Annotated in this window: 15 protein-coding genes; 8 read left to right on the plus strand and 7 right to left on the minus strand. The window is 63.0% G+C overall.

What is annotated here, in order from left to right; all coding sequences use genetic code 11:
* Window positions 1-55 precede the first annotated feature (55 nt).
* Window positions 56-691, plus strand: coding sequence for a CAP domain-containing protein (locus GQ651_RS10550; protein WP_160764223.1), 636 nt, complete (start codon window positions 56-58; stop codon window positions 689-691).
* A 98-nt stretch (window positions 692-789) separates the two neighbouring features.
* Here GQ651_RS10550 and GQ651_RS10555 read toward each other — a convergent pair whose 3' ends face one another.
* A complete protein-coding gene (locus GQ651_RS10555; RefSeq protein ID WP_227258137.1) occupies window positions 790-1,368 on the minus strand; it encodes a GNAT family N-acetyltransferase in 579 nt (192 codons plus the stop codon).
* Window positions 1,369-1,470: 102 nt separating this feature from the next.
* On the opposite strand from GQ651_RS10555, the gene GQ651_RS10560 reads away from it, so the two are divergent.
* The 5 genes from GQ651_RS10560 to infB all read left to right on the plus strand — a co-directional run bounded on the left by GQ651_RS10560 (window position 1,471) and on the right by infB (window position 7,847).
* Window positions 1,471-2,346: a LysR family transcriptional regulator gene (locus GQ651_RS10560; RefSeq protein WP_160764224.1), complete on the plus strand. Its 876-nt coding sequence runs from the start codon at window positions 1,471-1,473 to the stop codon at window positions 2,344-2,346.
* Between the two features lie 135 nt (window positions 2,347-2,481).
* On the plus strand, window positions 2,482-3,069 hold the full coding sequence (gene rimP / locus GQ651_RS10565) for a ribosome maturation factor RimP (RefSeq protein WP_160764225.1): 588 nt from the start codon (window positions 2,482-2,484) through the stop codon (window positions 3,067-3,069).
* Window positions 3,070-3,071: 2 nt separating this feature from the next.
* A complete protein-coding gene (gene nusA / locus GQ651_RS10570) occupies window positions 3,072-4,697 on the plus strand; it encodes a transcription termination factor NusA (RefSeq protein ID WP_160764226.1) in 1,626 nt (541 codons plus the stop codon).
* A gap of 22 nt (window positions 4,698-4,719) precedes the next feature.
* A complete protein-coding gene (locus GQ651_RS10575; RefSeq protein WP_160764227.1) occupies window positions 4,720-5,352 on the plus strand; it encodes an RNA-binding protein in 633 nt (210 codons plus the stop codon).
* On the plus strand, window positions 5,349-7,847 hold the full coding sequence (gene infB, locus GQ651_RS10580; protein ID WP_160764228.1) for a translation initiation factor IF-2: 2,499 nt from the start codon (window positions 5,349-5,351) through the stop codon (window positions 7,845-7,847). Before GQ651_RS10575 ends, infB begins: the two co-directional genes overlap by 4 nt.
* Window positions 7,848-8,048: 201 nt before the next feature.
* On the opposite strand, the gene mutT is transcribed toward infB, so the two are convergent.
* Genes mutT through GQ651_RS10595 form a run of 3 tightly spaced genes read right to left on the minus strand, consistent with a single transcriptional unit; the run spans window position 8,049 to window position 10,572 of the window.
* Window positions 8,049-8,447 (minus strand): 8-oxo-dGTP diphosphatase MutT, encoded by a 399-nt coding sequence (mutT, locus tag GQ651_RS10585; RefSeq protein ID WP_160764229.1) that lies wholly within the window; start codon window positions 8,445-8,447, stop codon window positions 8,049-8,051.
* Window positions 8,444-9,673 carry a bifunctional glutamate N-acetyltransferase/amino-acid acetyltransferase ArgJ gene (gene argJ, locus GQ651_RS10590; RefSeq protein ID WP_160764230.1) on the minus strand — a complete coding sequence of 410 codons (1,230 nt, stop codon included), beginning with the start codon at window positions 9,671-9,673 and terminating at the stop codon, window positions 8,444-8,446. The genes mutT and argJ overlap by 4 nt, the downstream gene beginning before the upstream one ends.
* A gap of 2 nt (window positions 9,674-9,675) precedes the next feature.
* A complete protein-coding gene (locus GQ651_RS10595) occupies window positions 9,676-10,572 on the minus strand; it encodes a peptidylprolyl isomerase (protein ID WP_227258138.1) in 897 nt (298 codons plus the stop codon).
* A 179-nt stretch (window positions 10,573-10,751) separates the two neighbouring features.
* Here GQ651_RS10595 and secA point away from each other — a divergent pair, with 179 nt between their 5' ends.
* Window positions 10,752-13,451 (plus strand): preprotein translocase subunit SecA, encoded by a 2,700-nt coding sequence (secA, locus tag GQ651_RS10600; protein WP_160764231.1) that lies wholly within the window; start codon window positions 10,752-10,754, stop codon window positions 13,449-13,451.
* 114 nt (window positions 13,452-13,565) lie between these two features.
* Window positions 13,566-13,832 (plus strand): hypothetical protein, encoded by a 267-nt coding sequence (locus GQ651_RS10605; RefSeq protein WP_160764232.1) that lies wholly within the window; start codon window positions 13,566-13,568, stop codon window positions 13,830-13,832.
* Here GQ651_RS10605 and radC read toward each other — a convergent pair.
* The 3 genes from radC to dnaK all read right to left on the minus strand — a co-directional run bounded on the left by radC (window position 13,829) and on the right by dnaK (window position 17,834).
* Complete coding sequence (gene radC / locus GQ651_RS10610; protein ID WP_227258139.1) at window positions 13,829-14,560, minus strand: RadC family protein; 732 nt, start codon at window positions 14,558-14,560, stop codon at window positions 13,829-13,831. The genes GQ651_RS10605 and radC overlap by 4 nt on opposite strands.
* 127 nt (window positions 14,561-14,687) lie before the next feature.
* Entirely contained in the window at window positions 14,688-15,842 is a 1,155-nt protein-coding gene (gene dnaJ, locus GQ651_RS10615; RefSeq protein ID WP_160764234.1) for a molecular chaperone DnaJ, read from the minus strand.
* A 72-nt stretch (window positions 15,843-15,914) separates the two neighbouring features.
* Entirely contained in the window at window positions 15,915-17,834 is a 1,920-nt protein-coding gene (dnaK, locus tag GQ651_RS10620) for a molecular chaperone DnaK (protein ID WP_160764235.1), read from the minus strand.
* Between the last annotated feature and the right edge of the window lie 88 nt (window positions 17,835-17,922).

Genomic DNA, 17,922 nt, shown 5'->3' on the forward strand with positions numbered 1-17,922 from the left:
TTCGCCCCAATTGCTGGATTTTGTGTCCTCCGGGGGCGCTGCAAAGGACCTGGGGATGCGCGGAAAAATCTGGACGGCTGCTATCGCGGCTACCGTTGTGGTTCTGTCGGCGGCTTCGGCGGAAGCGTGCTCGCGCGCTGTGCCGGCCAAGGCAGTGAAAACGCAGGTACCGGCGAAGGGCATCGATCAGGACCTTCTGGAGGCCGCGATCCGTGTCGAGGTCAACTATCACCGGTGTCGTGTGGGTCTCTCTGAACTGGGGGACGCAGGCAACGGTCTGGCCCGTCAGGCGCACGCCCACAGCAAGTGGATGGCCAAGACCGGACAGCTCGCTCACAAGAGCACCGTTGCCGGGCGCGCAACACTTATGCAGCGCATCAAGAAGTCCGGCGTCCGGTTCCGCACCGGGTCCGAGAACATAGGGATGGTCCATCGCTATCAGGTCGACAACCGGCGCTTCCGCATCATCGACGCGAACTCTTGCGCCTTTGTTTCGACCAAGGGTGAGCCGCTGCCGGCGCATTCCTATGCGACCCTTGCGCGGCATATCGTGACGCTCTGGATGGAAAGCCCCGGTCACCGCAAGAATATCCTGGACCGCAACGCGAAAGCCGTATCCTCGGCCATCGCGTTCGAGCCGAAAGCCGATTTCTGCGGCCGCTTCTGGATTACCCAGAACTTCATTGGGTGAGACGTGGTTCGGCCCGGAGGGTCGACAAAATGTCCTGTGGACCTTTTGAGCGTCGAACGGGCGAAGCCCTGGCGGAGACGTGGTTCGGCCCGGAGGGCCTAGAGCGTCATCCGGAAGAACAGCATGAACGGTGTCAGCTCTGGTGCGATTGCGCTGGTCGAGGCCTGACCGGGCCGATCCAGCCGCTCGAACCCCATCTTGTCGTACAGCGCGGGCTGTTCGTGGTTGGCCGAGAAAGTGTCTGCCACAAGCTCGGTCAGCCCCATCTCTCGCGCGTCTCTAATGCGCGCTTCGACGAGTGCCTGTCCAAGGCCAGAGCGCCGCATTTCGGGCCGGACATAGAGATGTTTCATCTCGCCCGTGGTCGGTGACAGCCGCTTGAGCGCACCGGTTCCCACGACCTTCCCCGACGGATCGAAGGCCAGATAGTAGCTACCGTTGGGTGGGAGGACCGCCCCGAAGTTGGACCAGAAGGCATCCAGATGGGCGTGTATATCGAAATCGGGACCGCCCGCGCCGACCATGCGGCCATGCATGAAACGGGCGTGATCAAGAAGAAGCGCCTTGGCCTCTGCCATCGGTACGTCCGCCTCGCGGGTGAAACGGCGAAGCGTGAAGGGCTTGGGTTCGGTCATGAAGGTCCGATTTTCCTGGGCCACGGTGTCGGTTGCAAGCATCTTCAGGGTCTCCGCTGAACTCAACTGATCCTGGAAACAGGCTATCCAAAGGGGACCAATTCGCCTAAGCAGAAATAATAGCCATACGAAAGTTCAGCTATCATGTCTGTGGACTGGCGCCATCTGCCCTCGTTGTCCTCGCTCCGCGCCTTCGAGACGACGGCGAGCGAGGGGGGCTTTGCCGGCGCCGCGCGCGCCTTGAACGTGACCCATGCCGCGGTTGCGCAACAGGTGCGCGGGCTGGAGGCGGCGCTGGGCGTCCGGCTGGTCATGCGACAAGGGCGAAGCGTAGTTCTGACGGATGCGGGTGCGCATCTGGCCGGGGCGCTGTCGGAGGGTTTCGGACAGATCGCCAAGGGGGTCGAGGCGCTGGCCGATGCCGAGGCTCATCGCGGCCTTCGGATCACGACGACGCAGTTTCTGGTGGACGAAATCCTGATGCCGAACCTGTCCCAGTTCTGGGAGCGGCATCCGGGCGTCGAGATCGCGTTTTTCCCCGCGCGAAAGTTCATCGACATCATCCGCGAAGGTTTTGATTGCGGCATCCGGGTCATCCCGTCGACGAAGGAACCGGACTGGCCGGGACTGGACGCGATCTTCCTTGCGAAAGCGCAAATGATGGTTGTGGGGGCGCCCAAACTGGTGGGGGACGGGACCGCCGACCCTCACGACATGCCATGGCTCCTGCATGACGAAATGGCACCGAAGCCCGAGATCATGGAGACGGCCGGGCTGGACCTTGGCCGGATCAAATGGGTACGGATCGGCAGCGCTCAACTTCAGCTTCAGGCGCTGCGGCAGGGGCTTGGTCTGACGCTGTTCAATGAGCGGATCGCGCGCCGCTTCATCGAGGCGGGCGAGATCGTGCAGATGCCGACGGCGCCGATCGGAATTCTGGACTACTACGCCGTTGTGCCGAAGGGGCCGCGCTCTCCGCTACTGGATGATTTCATCGACTGGGTGCGCGCGCTTCTCTAGGGCGCACACTCTCCCCTTGCAGACTCAGGGCCGCCTGCGTATATGCATCTCAACAGCGGCGCTTCGGCTTCCACCCCCGAGGCTCCACCGGAAAATTCCACGGGCCCGCTGGCCCGTTTTTTTATGTCTGAACCAATGTCCGATCTTATTGCCAAAGCCAGCATCGACCGGCGCCTTGCCGAGATCATTACCCCCGTCATCGAGGACATGGGGTTCGAACTGGTGCGCGTGCGGCTGATGGGCGGCAACACAAAGACGCTTCAGATCATGGCCGAGCGTCCCGATGGCGGGATCGAAGTCGACGAATGCGCCGAGATTTCCACCGCCGTCAGTGCGACACTGGATGTCGAGGATCCACTCGAAGACGCCTACACGCTTGAAGTATCGTCGCCCGGTATCGACCGGCCATTGACCCGGCTCAAGGATTTCGAGACCTGGGAAGGCTACGAGGCCAAGCTGGAAACCGCCGAGATGATCGACGGCCGCCGCCGCTTCAAGGGGACGCTTCAGGGCACCGAAGGCTCGGAAGTGCTGATCGAGATCGAGGTGAACGGCGAACCGGTGACCATCGGGCTTCAGTTCGACTGGTTGTCGGACGCGAAACTGGTGCTTACCGACGACCTGATCCGCGACGTGTTGAAGGCCCGCAAGGACGCGGGCCAGGTAGATGAAAAGCAGTTCGACGAAATACAGACCATCATGGATGGCGACGAGGAGACCTGAGAATGGCGATCACATCCGCAAACCAGCTTGAACTTCTCCAGACGGCCGAGGCCGTCGCGCGCGAGAAGATGATCGACCCCGCGCTGGTGATCGAGGCGATGGAAGAAAGCCTCGCCCGTGCCGCGAAAAGCCGCTACGGCGCGGAAATGGACATTCGCGTGTCGATCGACCGCAAGACGGGCAAGGCGACCTTCACCCGCGTCCGCACCGTGATCGACCCCGAGACCGAAGAGCTTGAGAACTATCAGGCGCAGATGACGCCCGAGCAGGCCAAGCAGTATCTGGACGACCCCAAGCCGGGCGACGTCATCGTGGACGAGGTGCCCCCGGTCGAGATGGGCCGGATCGCCGCGCAGTCGGCCAAGCAGGTCATCCTGCAGAAGGTCCGCGAGGCAGAGCGTGATCGTCAGTACGAGGAATTCAAGGATCGCGTCGGCACGATCATCAACGCCGTCGTCAAGCGCGAGGAATACGGCAACGTCATCGTTGACCTTCAGGGTCATGGCGAGGGTGTGCTCCGCCGGAACGAGAAAATCGGCCGCGAAAGCTATCGCCCGAACGACCGCATCCGCTGCTACATCAAGGATGTCCGCCGCGAGGCCCGCGGTCCCCAGATCTTCCTGAGCCGCACCGCGCCCGAATTCATGGCCGAACTGTTCAAGATGGAAGTGCCGGAAATCTACGACGGCATCATCGAGATCAAGGCTGTGGCCCGCGACCCGGGCAGCCGCGCCAAGATCGCGGTCATCAGCTATGACAACTCGATCGATCCCGTGGGCGCCTGTGTCGGTATGCGCGGCAGCCGCGTGCAGGCCGTCGTGAACGAGCTTCAGGGCGAAAAGATCGACATCATCCCGTGGAACGAAGACGCGCCGACCTTCCTGGTCAACGCGCTTCAGCCGGCCGAGGTGACAAAGGTTGTTCTGGACGAGGAAGCCGAGCGGATCGAAGTCGTCGTGCCGGAAGAGCAGCTTTCGCTTGCCATCGGCCGTCGTGGTCAGAACGTGCGTCTGGCCTCGCAGCTGACCGGTCTCGATATCGACATCATGACCGAGGAAGAAGAATCGGCGCGCCGTCAGGCCGAGTTCGAAGAGCGCACCAAGCTCTTTGTCGACACGCTCGATCTGGACGAGTTCTTTGCGCAGCTTCTGGTCTCCGAAGGCTTCACCAGCCTTGAAGAGGTCGCCTATGTCGAGCTGGACGAGCTGCTGGTGATCGACGGCGTGGACGAGGACACCGCGAACGAGCTTCAGGCCCGCGCCCGCGACTATATCGATGCGCAGAACAAGAAGGCGCTGGAGAACGCGCGCGAGCTTGGCGCCGAGGACAGCCTCATTGAATTCGAGGGGCTGACACCCCAGATGGTAGAGGCTCTGGCCAAGGATGACGTGAAGACGCTGGAAGACTTCGCCACCTGCGCCGACTGGGAGCTTGCCGGCGGCTGGACCACCGATGGCGGCGAACGCGTCAAGGATGACGGTATCCTCGAACCCTTCGATGTGTCGCTGGAAGAGGCCCAGCACATGATCATGACGGCCCGTATCCTTCTGGGTTGGGTCGATCCGGCCGATCTGGAGTCCGAAGAGGACGAGGTCGAGGGCACTGAAACCGAGGAGGCCGAGGCCTGATCGCAGGCCTCGGAGCTGGCCCATGTCACGCGGTGGCAAGGACAAGTATCGCGACGACCCCGAGCGTCGCTGCCTCGTCACCGGCGAGGTTCAGCCCAAGCGTGGGCTGATCCGCTTTGCCGTCAGTCCCGACGGGCAGGTGGTGCCGGACATTCTGGCAAAGCTGCCCGGTCGCGGTCTTTGGGTCAGCGCCGAGCGTGAGGCGCTTGAAAAGGCTGTCGCGAAGGGGCTTTTCGCCCGCGGTGCCAAGGCGCAGGTTACGGTGCCTGATGATCTGGTCGATCAGGTCGAGGTGCTTCTGGCCCGCCGGGTGATCGACGGCATCTCGATGGCGCGGAAGGCCGGGCTGGCGATTGCCGGCTACGAAAAGGTCAAGGACGCGCTCGGGAAAGAGTCGGTCCGAATCCTGTTCCAGGCCTCGGACGGGTCGGAACGGGGGAAATCGAAGCTCTTTCCGCCGGGCGGACGGGGCAGTTTTTTCGAGGTTTTGACGGCCTCAGAATTGGGTTTGTCCTTTGGGCGCGAACGTGTGATACATGCCGCGCTTGGAAAGGGCGGACTCACTGAACGTATCAGAGAGGACGCCATCAGGTTATCCGGCGTTCGCGAGAGTATCGGCGGTGACGCCGCCGGAAAGGTAAAGAAGACCCTATGAGCGACACTGACGGCAAAAAACCCCTTGGACTGCGCGGCTCCGGACGACCCGGACAGGTGAAGCAGAGCTTCAGCCATGGCCGGACCAAGAACGTCGTGGTCGAGACCAAGCGCAAGCGCGTTGTGGTGCCGAAGCCGGGTGCGGCCAAGGCAGGCGGCGCCGGCGCGGCTTCTCCGCAGGCGGGCGACCAGAGCAAGCGTCCCGCTGGGATCTCCGACGCCGAACTCGAACGCCGGATGAAGGCGCTCGCCGCCGCGAAGGCGCGCGAGACAGAGGAGCAGGAGGCCCGCGAAGCCGAAGAGCGTGCGCGCGCTGAAGAGCGTGAGCGCCGCCGCGCCGAGGCTGAGGCCAAGGAGCAGGAAGAGCGCGAGCGCGAGGAAAAAGCCCGCGCCAAAGCCGAAGAAGACGAGCGCCGCCAGCGCGAGGCCGAAGAGGCCAAGGCGCGTGCCGCTACCGCGCCCGCTCCGGAAGAGGCTCCTGAAGCTGGCAAGCCCAACACGAAAGCTGCGCCCAAGGCACGCGAACGCGACGATCGCGATCGCCGCGGTCAGGAACGTGAAACCCGTGGCCGCGGCGGCGACCGCGACGGCGGGCGCCGCGCGGGCAAGCTGACGCTGAACCAGGCGCTTTCGGGCGGCGAGGGCGGACGTCAGAAATCGCTCGCCGCGATGAAGCGCAAGCAGGAGCGTGCCCGGCAGAAGGCCATGGGCGGCCCGGTCGAGCGCGAGAAGGTTGTGCGCACAGTGCAGCTTCCCGAGGCGATCGTCGTCTCCGAGCTCGCCAACCGTATGACCGAGCGTGTGGCCGATGTCGTCAAGGCGCTTATGCAGAACGGCATCATGGCGACGCAGAACCAGACGATCGACCAGGATACTGCCGAGCTGATTATCGAAGAGTTCGGTCACAGGGTGCAGCGCGTCTCGGACTCAGACGTGGAAGACGTCATCGACACTGTCGAGGACGCAGAAGCGGATTTGAAACCGCGTCCCCCGGTCATCACCGTCATGGGCCACGTCGACCACGGCAAGACCTCGCTTCTGGACGCGATCCGGAATGCCAAGGTTGTCTCCGGCGAAGCCGGCGGCATCACGCAGCATATCGGCGCCTATCAGGTAAAGACCGATGGCGGGCAGTTGCTGACCTTCCTCGATACGCCGGGCCACGCCGCCTTTACGTCGATGCGTGCGCGTGGTGCGCAGGTCACCGATATCGTGGTGCTTGTGGTTGCCGCCGATGACGCGGTCATGCCGCAGACGGTCGAGGCGATCAATCACGCCAAGGCCGCAAAAGTGCCGATGATCGTCGCGATCAACAAGATCGACAAACCGGACGCTACGCCGGACAAGGTTCGGACCGATCTTCTTCAGCACGAAGTGATCGTCGAGAAGATGTCGGGTGACGTTCAGGACGTGGAAGTCTCGGCCATCAAGGGCCAGGGCCTTGACGATCTGCTCGAAGCCATCGCGCTTCAGGCCGAGCTGCTCGAGCTGAAAGCCAACCCCGACCGCGCCGCGCAGGGTGCCGTGATTGAAGCCCAGCTCGATGTGGGCCGCGGCCCGGTTGCCACGGTTCTTGTCCAGCACGGCACACTTCGCCAGGGCGATATTTTCGTCGTGGGCGAACAGTGGGGCAAGGTGCGCGCGATGGAGAACGACAAGGGCGAGCGCGTCAAGGAAGCCGGTCCGTCCGTTCCGGTCGAGGTTCTCGGTCTGAACGGCACGCCCGAAGCGGGCGACGTCCTGAACGTGGTCGAGACCGAAGCCCAGGCGCGCGAGATCGCGGAATACCGCGAGAAGGCCGCCAAGGAAAAACGCGCCGCCGCCGGTGCCGCCACCACGCTGGAACAGCTGATGGCCAAGGCAAAGGAAGACGAGAACGTGGCGGAACTGCCCATCCTCGTCAAAGCCGACGTGCAGGGCTCGGCCGAAGCCATCGTTCAGGCGATGGAAAAGATCGGAAACGAAGAGGTTCGCGTCCGCGTGCTCCACTCCGGTGTAGGCGCGATCACGGAATCGGATATCGGCCTTGCCGAAGCCTCCGGCGCACCGGTCATCGGCTTCAACGTCCGGGCCAACGCGCCCGCGCGGAATGCGGCCAACCAGAAGGGCGTCGAGATTCGCTACTACAGCGTGATCTACGATCTTGTGGATGACGTGAAAGCGGCGGCTTCGGGTCTTCTGTCGGCCGAGGTGCGCGAGAACTTCATCGGCTACGCGGAAATTCGCGAGGTCTTCAAGGTCTCGAACGTGGGCCGCGTGGCCGGCTGCCTCGTGACCGAGGGTGTTGCGCGTCGCTCTGCGGGCGTCCGTCTGCTCCGCGACGATGTGGTCATCCATGAAGGTACGCTGAAGACGCTCAAGCGCTTCAAGGACGAGGTTGCCGAAGTGCAGTCCGGCCAGGAATGCGGTATGGCCTTCGAGAATTATGAAGACATCCGCCCGGGCGACGTCATCGAGATCTTCGAGCGCGAAGAGGTCGAACGCTCGCTGAGCTGATCGCCTGAGAGAATCTCATTGAAAGGGCCGTCGAAATGACGGCCCTTTTCAGTTCAGTGGCTCTGCCCCTCTTGGCCTGCGGCCAATTCACCCCGGGATTTTCAGGACCCAAAGAAGACAATTTGAATCAAATTTTCTTCGCCTGTTCGGAAATAAAATATCCTCGCCGAAGGCAAAATGTGCCGCGAAGCGGCTACCGGCTTACAACCAGTCCCTCAGGATCGGGATGAGAGGTAGGTCCGCAGGGGGCATGGGGTAATCGCGGAGATCCCGCGCGAAGACCCATTTCAGCGTCTGTCCTTCTTTCGAGACAGGCGTACCCTGCCATTTCCGACAGGCGAAGAGCGGCATCAGCAGGTGAAAGTCGTCATAGCTGTGGCTGGCGAAGGTCAGCGGTGCGAGGCAGCTTTCCCAGGTGTCGATGCCAAGCTCCTCCTGAAGCTCGCGGATCAGCGCCGCCTCCGGCGTTTCGCCCGGCTCGATCTTGCCGCCGGGGAACTCCCAGAGGCCTGCCATCGACTTGCCCTCAGGGCGCTGGGCGATGAGGACGCGCCCGTCGCCGTCGATCAGCGCTACAGCCGAGACGAGCACGGTCTTCACGAACGGTAATCTGCGTTGATGGCGATGTAGCCTGCGGTCAGATCGCAGGTCCACGCGGTAAAGCTGCCGCCCCCCAGCCCGAGATCGGCGCGGATGCGGACCTCGTCCCGCTTCATGTGGGCGGCTGCGGCCTCTTCCGAGTAATCGGGGTGGCGGAGGCCGTTCTCCGCGACCTGCACGTCACCGAACCAGATGGACAACCGGTCGCGGTCGGCCTCGGCGCCGGATTTTCCGACCGCCATGACAACACGGCCCCAGTTCGGGTCCTCTCCGGCGATGGCGGTCTTGACCAACGGCGAATTCGCGATGGCCATGGCGCAGCGCTTGGCGTCGGCGTGATCTGCGGCACCTGTGACTTCGACGGTGACGAACTTCGTTGCCCCCTCGCCGTCGCGGACGACCTGATGCGCAAGGTCCAGCATCACACGCTCCAGAGCCTCTTCGAAGGCCGTCTCACCGGTGACGTTCACGCCGGACGAACCGGTCGCGGCGACAAGAAGCGTGTCGGATGTGGACGTATCGCTGTCCACCGTGATCGCGTTGAAGCTGCCGTCGGTGAGGCGCGCGACCATGGGTTGCAATGCGTCGAAGCCGATACTGGCATCGGTGAAGATATAGACCAGCATAGTCGCCATATCCGGCGCGATCATGCCCGAGCCCTTGGCGATGCCTGCGATCCGAACCTCTCGACCGCCAATGGTCACCGTGGCGCCGGCGCCTTTCGGGAACGTATCGGTGGTCATTATGGCACGGGCCGCGCCGGCGATGCCGGTCTCGTCCAGCTGACCCTTCAGCGTTGTAATCGCGGCGGTCACGCGTTCGAACGGCAGCGGCTCACCGATAACGCCGGTCGAGCTGGTAAAAACGCGCGCCTTGGGCACGTTCATTTCGTCGGCAACTGCGCCGGTGATCGCCTCGACGGCCTCGACCCCTTTATGCCCGGTAAAGGCGTTGCTGTTGCCCGCATTGACGAGGATCGCCGCGCCGTCATCGGCGGGTCCCCCGAGTTTTGCCTGACAATCCAGAACCGGGGCCGAGCGCGTCTTCGACCGGGTGAAGGTTCCGGCCACGACGGTGCCGGGCGCCAGCTCGGCCAGCATCACATCGACGCGGCCCGAATACCGCACGCCCGCTGCGTGGCTTGCGAAGCGAACGCCGCCGATCACCGGCAGGTCCGGAAAGCCGCCCTTCGGGGCAAGCGGCGACTGCGGAAGGTCGTGGCCCAATGTTATTCTCCGAGAAGCGAGAGATCGTCGAGCAGGGTCGGGTCGATCTCGTCGGTCGAGGTGGTCACTTCGACGCTGTCGCGAAGCTCGGTCAGCCGCGCATCGATCGCCGCGCGCTGAATCGTCTCGACAATCTGCGGACGGACTGCATCAAGCTCGGGGTACTGCACCTCGTTCAGACGGATCACGTGCCAGCCGAACTGAGTGCGAACCGGCTCGACCGAGATGTCGCCCGCGCTCATGTCTTTCACGGCGGCATCGAATTCGGGAACCATGCGGCCCGACTCGAACCAGCCCAGTGCGCCGCCTGCCGAGGCCGACGGCCCTTCCGAGCGTTCCTGTGCGATGGTCGCGAAGTCTTCGCCTGCGGCCAGATCGGCAATCACCTCTTCGGCGCGGGCGCGCTGTTCGGCGTCCCTCGCATCGAAGGCTTCCTGCGTCTCATCCGCACCCGGCACCGGGTCGATCAGGAAGAGGATGTGATGGGCATTGAACCGCGCGAACTCCGGGTTTCCCGCATAGTCGGCGTCATAGGCGGCCTGAACGGCTTCTTCCGAGGTCACCTCGTTGGCGATGCCGCGCACGGCTTCTGACGAGAGGAGCGCGCGCTCTTCGTTTTCAAGCGACTTCCGCGAGCCGATGCTGAGCGTCTCCTGCGTTTCGGCCAGAAGGCTCTGCTGCACAAGCTGGTCGAGGATGCCGTCGAACAGCACGTCGTTCGGCAGGGACTGGTACTGTTCCGGCAGCCGCGCCTTGAGCACGATCATGTGGCCGAGGGTAATCTCGGTGTCGCCCACGGTGGCAACGACGGTGTCGGCATTCACGTGGCTGTCGGCCTGGGCGCCAAGGGCGCTGGCAAGCAGTACGGCGGCGGTCATCGTGGCTCGTTGGAACAACATGATACATTATCCTTTCAGCTGCCCTTGCGGGCGGCGTTGACACTGTGAAACCGGCCCCTTACATCGCCTGAGACGGCTGCGCCGGTTGGCGTTTGCCCCTTCTATGGCGGGCCAGAGGCACGGGCAAGCGCATCCCCTCACACTTCCTCGTCAGACCAGCGCTTTAAAGGCAGTGATACATGCTTGGATTTGGAACGATCGCGAAGAAGATCTTCGGCACCACCAACGACCGCAGGGTGCGTGCGGTACAGCCTATCGTGGACCGGATCAACGCGCTCGAGGCGGAATTCGCAGCTCTGTCGGACGAAGGGCTGAAAGAGAAAACCGCCGAGTTCCGCGACCGTATCGCCAAGGGTGAAGACCTGGACGACATTCTGCCCGAAGCCTTCGCCAACTGCCGCGAGGGCGCGAAGCGGGCGCTTGGTCTCAGGGCCTTCGATGTGCAGCTGATCGGTGGCTATTTCCTGCATTCGGGCGACATCGCCGAGATGAAGACGGGCGAGGGCAAGACGCTGGTGGCGACTTTCCCGGCCTATCTGAATGCGCTGACGGGCAAGGGCGTGCACATCGTCACCGTCAACGACTATCTGGCCAAGCGCGACGCCGAGTGGATGGGCAAGGTCTATGGCGCTCTCGGCATGACGACCGGTGTCGTCTATCCGCAGCAGCCCGAGGACGAGAAGAAGGCGGCCTATGCCTGCGACATCACCTATGCCACCAACAACGAGCTTGGGTTCGATTACCTTCGCGACAATATGAAGATGCAGCTCTCCGAGATGGCGCAGCGGGGGCACTACTTTGCCATTGTGGACGAGGTGGACTCGATCCTGATCGACGAGGCGCGGACGCCGCTGATCATCTCTGGCCCTGCTCAGGACCGGTCAGAGCTTTATATCACCATCGACAAGATCATCCCGGAACTGCTCGAAGAACATTTCACGCTGGATGAGAAGACCCGCAACGTCACCTATACCGACGAGGGCAACGAGTTTCTGGAAGAGCGTCTGCATGGTGCGGGCCTCTTGCCCGAAGACCACACGCTCTACGACCCCGAGTCGACGACCATCGTTCACCACGTGAACCAGGGCCTGCGCGCACACAAGCTGTTCCAGAAGGACAAGGACTATATCGTCCGCGACAATCAGGTCGTTCTGATCGACGAATTCACCGGACGCATGATGCCGGGCCGCCGCCTGTCTGACGGTCTGCATCAGGCGATCGAGGCCAAGGAAGGCGTGGCCATCCAGCCCGAGAACGTGACGCTGGCAAGCGTGACCTTCCAGAACTACTTCCGTCTCTACGAGAAGCTTGCCGGTATGACCGGTACCGCGTCGACCGAGGCCGAGGAATTCCAGGAAATCTATGGCCTTGGCGTGGTCGAGATCCCGACCAACAAGCCGGTCGCACGTGTCGACGAAGACGACCAGATCTACCGGACGGCGGACGAAAAGTACAAAGCCATCGTGCAGGAGATCAAAGCCGCGAACGAGCGGGGCCAGCCGGTTCTGGTCGGCACCACCTCGATCGAACGGTCGGAATTCCTGTCGGGTCTTCTGCAGGCCGAGAACGTGCCGCACAACGTCCTGAACGCACGTCAGCACGAGCAGGAAGCACAGATCGTTGCCGACGCGGGCAAGCCCGACGCAGTGACCATCGCCACCAACATGGCCGGCCGCGGGACGGACATTCAGCTTGGCGGCAACGTGGAAATGCGCGTGATGCAGGCGATGGCCGCCGATCCCGAGGCCGACCCCGAGGCGCTCCGCAACCGGATCGAGGCCGAAGTGGCCGGTGACAAGGCAAAGGTGCTTGAGGCAGGCGGTCTCTACGTTCTGGCGACCGAGCGCCATGAAAGCCGCCGTATCGATAACCAGCTTCGCGGCCGTTCGGGCCGTCAGGGTGACCCGGGGCGTTCGTCCTTCTACCTGTCGCTGGAAGACGATCTGATGCGCATCTTCGGCTCTGAACGCTTGGACAAGGTTCTCTCCACACTGGGCATGCAGGAAGGCGAAGCGATCAAGCACCCCTGGGTGAACAAGTCGCTTGAGCGGGCGCAGGCCAAGGTCGAAGGCCGCAACTTCGACATCCGGAAGCAGCTTCTGAAGTTCGACGACGTCATGAACGAGCAGCGGAAGGTGATCTTCAGCCAGCGCCGCGAAATCATGGAAGCCGACGATCTGGAAGAGATCGCGCAGGACATGCGCCACAATGTGATCGACGATCTTGTCCACGTGCACATGCCGCCCAAGAGCTATGCTGACCAGTGGGATACCGAGGGTCTGAAGGCTGAAATCGAGAAAGAGATCGGCATTTCTGTCCCCGTCGTGGAATGGGCCGATGAAGAGGGTGTGGATGACGAGGTCATCCGCGAGCGTCTTTACGAGGCGTCCGACGTCCACATGGCCGCCAAGGCCGAGGCCTTCGGGGCCGAGCAGATGCGCTCGATCGAAAAGCAACTCATCCTGCAGACCATCGATGCCAAGTGGCGTGAGCATCTGCTGACGCTGGAGCATCTGCGCTCGGTCGTGGGTTTCCGCAGCTACGCGCAGCGCGACCCGCTGAACGAGTACAAGAGCGAGGCTTTCCAGCTGTTCGAGGGGCTTCTGGACGGGCTTCGGGGCGAGGTCACGCAGAAGCTCGCCCATATCCGGCCGCTGACGCAGGAAGAGCAGGAAGCGATGCTGGCACAGATGACCGGGCAGGCAAAGGCAGCCGAGGCTGCGGCCTCGCCCGAGCGCAAGCTGCCCGCGCCCACGCAAGAGGCCATCGAAGCGGGCTTCGTCGAGGACGATCCGACCACCTGGGGCAATCCGGGTCGGAACGATCCCTGCCCCTGCGGATCGGGCAACAAGTTCAAGCACTGCCACGGCGCGCTCTGACCCTGTGACCTAAACGCCTCTGGCGTATCGGTTTTTCGGTTGCCTCGCCCTGTGGGCTGGTCTGGCCCATGGTCGCGCGCCTAGGATGCCGCCGTACAGACAGGGTTCGGGGCAATGCTCGGTTTCGTATCAATCGATCGCAGACGTGCGATCACCGCGCTCATCGCGCTGGTGATCGCTTTCGGATCGGGTCACATCATGCAGACCGTTCTGACGGACAAGCCCGGCGTGGCAGCAACAGGTGAGATGCCGGATGCCGCGCCCATTCTCAAGAACGAAGGCCGCACGCCGCCGCTGCCGGTGCCGCCCGCGGCGACGCTGGTTCCCATCGTTCTGAAGACGCCGCCCCCCATGCGCCGGCCCGGTCAGTCCCTGCTTTAGATCAGCCCATCGGCCCGGAACGACCGCTCGCCACCGCTGCCAATGATCAGGTGGTCGTGAAGCGTGATCGAAAAGACCTGCGCGGCCTCCGCGATGGCGCGGGTCATGACGATATCCGCCTCCGACGGGGTCGGGTCGCCCGAAGGGTGATTGTGGACGAGGATCAGGGCCGAGGCATTCAGTTCAAGCGCACGCTTGATCACTTCGCGGGGATAGACAGGGACGTGGTCCACGGTGCCGCGTGCCACCTCCTCATCGGCGATGAGCGTGTTCCGCGTATCGAGGTAAAGCGTGCGGAACGTCTCGATGGCGCTATGGGCCATGGCGGTCCGGACATAGTCGACCAACGCGTCCCAGCTTGAGATAACGGGGCGCGACAGCACGCGCTTCTGGGCGAGGCGATGCGCGGCCGCCTCGACGATCTTCAGTTCGGTGACAATGGCATCGCCAATGCCGTCCACCTCAACCAGTTGCCCGCGAGGTGCCGACAGCACCGAGGCGAAGTCCCCAAAACGGTCGAGAAGGTGCCGAGCCATCGGTTTCACGTCGCCGCGCCTGACGGCCCGGAAGAGGACCAGTTCCAGAAGCTCGTAATCCGGAAGAGCCGCAGCACCACCGGTGACGAAACGGTCGCGCAGCCGTTCTCGATGACCGGCGATGTAAGAAGGCTGTCGCTTGACCAGAGCGCGAAGTGGCGCTTCTGAGAATTGAAGGGGCAACTGGTCCATAGGCCACATTCGCGCGCATGTGGTGAATGTCGGGTTAATGGGGGCGCTGCCCCGCCGCGCCTTTGGCGCGACTCCCCGGAGTATTTCCGAACAGAAGAAGCCGGGGCGCGTCAGACGCGCCGCCGTATCAGCTTTTCATGCCTTCCCAGAAGGACTTTACCTTCTTGAAGAAGCCGGAGCTTTCGGGGTTGTTCTCTTCCGAAAGCTTCTCGAACTCGGTCAGAAGCTCTTTCTGGCGTGCGGTCAGGTTCACGGGTGTCTCGACTGCAAGCTCGATGAACATGTCGCCGGTGCCCGCACCGCGAAGCGCAGGCATTCCCTTGCCGCGCAGGCGCATCTGACGGCCCGACTGGCTGCCTGCGGGTACTTTGACCCGGCCACGGCCGCCGTCGATGGTCGGCACTTCGATGTCGCCTCCAAGTGCTGCGGTCGCCATCGAGACGGGCACGCGGCAGTAGAGATCGCTGCCATCGCGCTGGAAGAGCGTGTGCTCCTTCACCTCGATGAAGATGTAGAGGTCGCCCGATGGCCCGCCGCGCAGGCCCGCTTCGCCCTCACCGGCAAGCCGGATGCGGGTGCCAGTCTCGACGCCCGCCGGAATGTTCACGCTGAGCGAGCGGTCCTTCTCGACCCGGCCCGCGCCGCCGCAATTCGTGCAGGGGTTCTTGATGATCTGCCCCATGCCGGAACAGGTCGGGCAGGTGCGTTCGACCGTGAAGAAGCCCTGCTGCGCACGGACCTTGCCCATTCCCGAGCAGGTCGGGCAGGTGGTGGGTTCGGCACCGCCCTCGGCACCGCTTCCGTTACAGACATCGCAGGCGACCGCAGTGGGCACCTGGATCGTCTTTTGCAGGCCGTTGAAGGCGTCTTCCAGAGAGATGCGCAGGTTGTAGCGCAGGTCCGACCCGCGCACGGCGCGGCGTCCGCCACCGGCGCCACGGCGCCCCATCATGTCGCCGAAGAGGTCGTCGAACACGTCCGAGAAGGCACTGGCAAAATCGCCCTGACCGCCGCCGCCAAAGCCGCCGCCCGGTCGTCCGCCGCCGCCCATGCCGCCTTCGAAAGCAGCGTGACCGAAACGGTCATAGGCGGCTTTCTTGTCGGCGTCCTTCAGGACGTCATAGGCCTCGTTCACTTCCTTGAACTGGGATTCGGCGTCGGGATTGTCAGCGTTCCGGTCCGGGTGAAGCTCTTTCGCCTTCTTGCGATAGCCCTTCTTGATCTCTTCGGCTGAAGCGCCTTTCGAGACCCCCAGAACCTCGTAATAGTCGCGTTTGGCCATTTGGTTCATCCCCTTGGAACGCGAAGGCCGGCCCGAACGGATCAGGCCGGCCGGTCACGCGTTCAATCGGCCTTACGAGGCACGCTTGTCGTCGTCGAGATCCTCGAAGTCGGCATCGACGATATCGTCGTCCACACCGCGCGGTCCTTCGTCATCCTCATCCGAACCGCCGTCGGCCTTGGCCTGCTCGGCCTTGTAGATGGCCTCGCCCAGCTTCATCGCGGCTTCGGTGACGTTCTGGATGCCGCCACGGATCTTGCCGGCGTCGTCCGTCTCGATCTGTTCCTTGAGGTTGGCGATGGCCAGCTCGATGGCTTCGATCGTGGTCGGGTCGACCTTGTCGCCGTGTTCTTCCATCGACTTCTCCGTCGAGTGGATGAGGCTTTCGGCGTTGTTCTTGGCTTCGACCAGCTCGCGGCGACCCTTGTCGGCCTCGGCATTCGCCTCGGCGTCCTTGACCATCTGTTCGATCTCGTCATCCGAGAGACCGCCCGACGCCTGGATCGTGATGTTCTGCTCTTTGCCGGTGCCCTTGTCCTTGGCGCTGACCGACACGATGCCGTTGGCGTCGATGTCGAACGTCACCTCGATCTGGGGCATGCCGCGCGGAGCGGGCGGGATGTCTTCCAGGTTGAACTGACCCAGAAGCTTGTTGTCCGCGGCCATCTCACGCTCGCCCTGGAACACCCGGATCGTCACAGCGTTCTGGTTGTCCTCGGCGGTCGAGAAGATTTGCGACTTCTTGGTCGGGATCGTCGTGTTGCGGTCGATCAGGCGGGTGAAGACACCGCCCAGCGTTTCGATACCGAGCGAAAGCGGTGTGACGTCCAGAAGGACCACGTCCTTGACGTCGCCCTGCAGAACACCGGCCTGAATGGCGGCGCCCATGGCGACGACCTCGTCCGGGTTGACACCCTTATGCGGCTCTTTCCCGAAGAACTTGGTAACCTCTTCGATGACCTTCGGCATACGGGTCATACCGCCGACGAGAACGACCTCGTCGATATCGCCGGTCGTCAGGCCCGCATCTTTCAGAGCGGCCTGGCACGGCTTGATCGACTTCTTGATCAGGTCGCCCACAAGGCTTTCCAGCTTGGCGCGGGTCAGCTTCATGACCATGTGCAGCGGCGAACCGGTGTCCTTGTTCATCGAGATGAACGGCTGGTTGATCTCGGTCTGGCTGGACGACGACAGCTCGATCTTGGCCTTTTCGGCCGCTTCCTTCAGACGCTGAAGCGCCATCTTGTCGTTGGTCAGATCGACGCCGTGCTCTTTCTTGAACTCGTCGGCGAGGTAGTTGACGATCCGCATGTCGAAGTCTTCACCGCCGAGGAACGTGTCCCCGTTGGTCGATTTCACTTCGAAGAGGCCATCGTCGATTTCCAGGATCGTGATGTCGAACGTACCGCCGCCAAGGTCATAGACGGCGATGGTGCGCGTCTCTTTCTTATCGAGGCCATAGGCCAGCGCGGCTGCCGTCGGCTCGTTGATGATCCGCAGGACTTCGAGGCCGGCGATCTTGCCGGCGTCCTTCGTCGCCTGACGCTGGGCGTCGTTGAAATAGGCCGGAACGGTGATGACCGCCTGCTCGACCTTTTCGCCCAGATATGATTCGGCGGTTTCCTTCATTTTCTGAAGGATGAAGGCCGAAATCTGCGACGGCGAATATTTCTCACCACGGGATTCGACCCAGGCGTCGCCATTGCCACCGTCCACGATGTTATACGGGACGATCTTCTTGTCCTTGTTCACTTCCTCGCTGTCGACACGGCGCCCGATCAGACGCTTGACGGCGAAGATGGTGTTTTCGGGGTTGGTGACCGCCTGACGCTTGGCCGGCTGGCCCACCAGACGCTCGCTTTCGGTGAAGGCGACAATCGACGGCGTCGTGCGCGCGCCTTCGGCGTTCTCGATCACCCGGGGTTGCGACCCGTCCATGATGGCGACGCAGCTGTTGGTCGTCCCGAGGTCGATACCGATTACTTTACCCATGCTCTATCCTCTCTTTACGGCGATAGTGGGGACATGGGCCCGGTTCGGCGCCCCGTTGTCCCATCCCAGAGTTGATGTGTGACGACCC

The sequence above is a fragment of the Kangsaoukella pontilimi genome (assembly GCF_009830125.1).
Taxonomy (GTDB): domain Bacteria; phylum Pseudomonadota; class Alphaproteobacteria; order Rhodobacterales; family Rhodobacteraceae; genus Kangsaoukella; species Kangsaoukella pontilimi.

What these genes read in the sequence shown, in the direction of transcription:
- GQ651_RS10550 (WP_160764223.1), top strand. Translation starts at nt 56, where the DNA reads ATGCGCGGAAAAATCTGGACGGCTGCTATCGCGGCTACCGTTGTGGTT.
- GQ651_RS10555 (WP_227258137.1), bottom strand. Translation starts at nt 1,368, where the DNA reads ATGCTTGCAACCGACACCGTGGCCCAGGAAAATCGGACCTTCATGACC.
- GQ651_RS10560 (WP_160764224.1), top strand. Translation starts at nt 1,471, where the DNA reads ATGTCTGTGGACTGGCGCCATCTGCCCTCGTTGTCCTCGCTCCGCGCC.
- rimP (WP_160764225.1), top strand. Translation starts at nt 2,482, where the DNA reads ATGTCCGATCTTATTGCCAAAGCCAGCATCGACCGGCGCCTTGCCGAG.
- nusA (WP_160764226.1), top strand. Translation starts at nt 3,072, where the DNA reads ATGGCGATCACATCCGCAAACCAGCTTGAACTTCTCCAGACGGCCGAG.
- GQ651_RS10575 (WP_160764227.1), top strand. Translation starts at nt 4,720, where the DNA reads ATGTCACGCGGTGGCAAGGACAAGTATCGCGACGACCCCGAGCGTCGC.
- infB (WP_160764228.1), top strand. Translation starts at nt 5,349, where the DNA reads ATGAGCGACACTGACGGCAAAAAACCCCTTGGACTGCGCGGCTCCGGA.
- GQ651_RS10595 (WP_227258138.1), bottom strand. Translation starts at nt 10,572, where the DNA reads ATGTTGTTCCAACGAGCCACGATGACCGCCGCCGTACTGCTTGCCAGC.
- secA (WP_160764231.1), top strand. Translation starts at nt 10,752, where the DNA reads ATGCTTGGATTTGGAACGATCGCGAAGAAGATCTTCGGCACCACCAAC.
- GQ651_RS10605 (WP_160764232.1), top strand. Translation starts at nt 13,566, where the DNA reads ATGCTCGGTTTCGTATCAATCGATCGCAGACGTGCGATCACCGCGCTC.
- radC (WP_227258139.1), bottom strand. Translation starts at nt 14,560, where the DNA reads ATGGACCAGTTGCCCCTTCAATTCTCAGAAGCGCCACTTCGCGCTCTG.
- dnaJ (WP_160764234.1), bottom strand. Translation starts at nt 15,842, where the DNA reads ATGGCCAAACGCGACTATTACGAGGTTCTGGGGGTCTCGAAAGGCGCT.
- dnaK (WP_160764235.1), bottom strand. Translation starts at nt 17,834, where the DNA reads ATGGGTAAAGTAATCGGTATCGACCTCGGGACGACCAACAGCTGCGTC.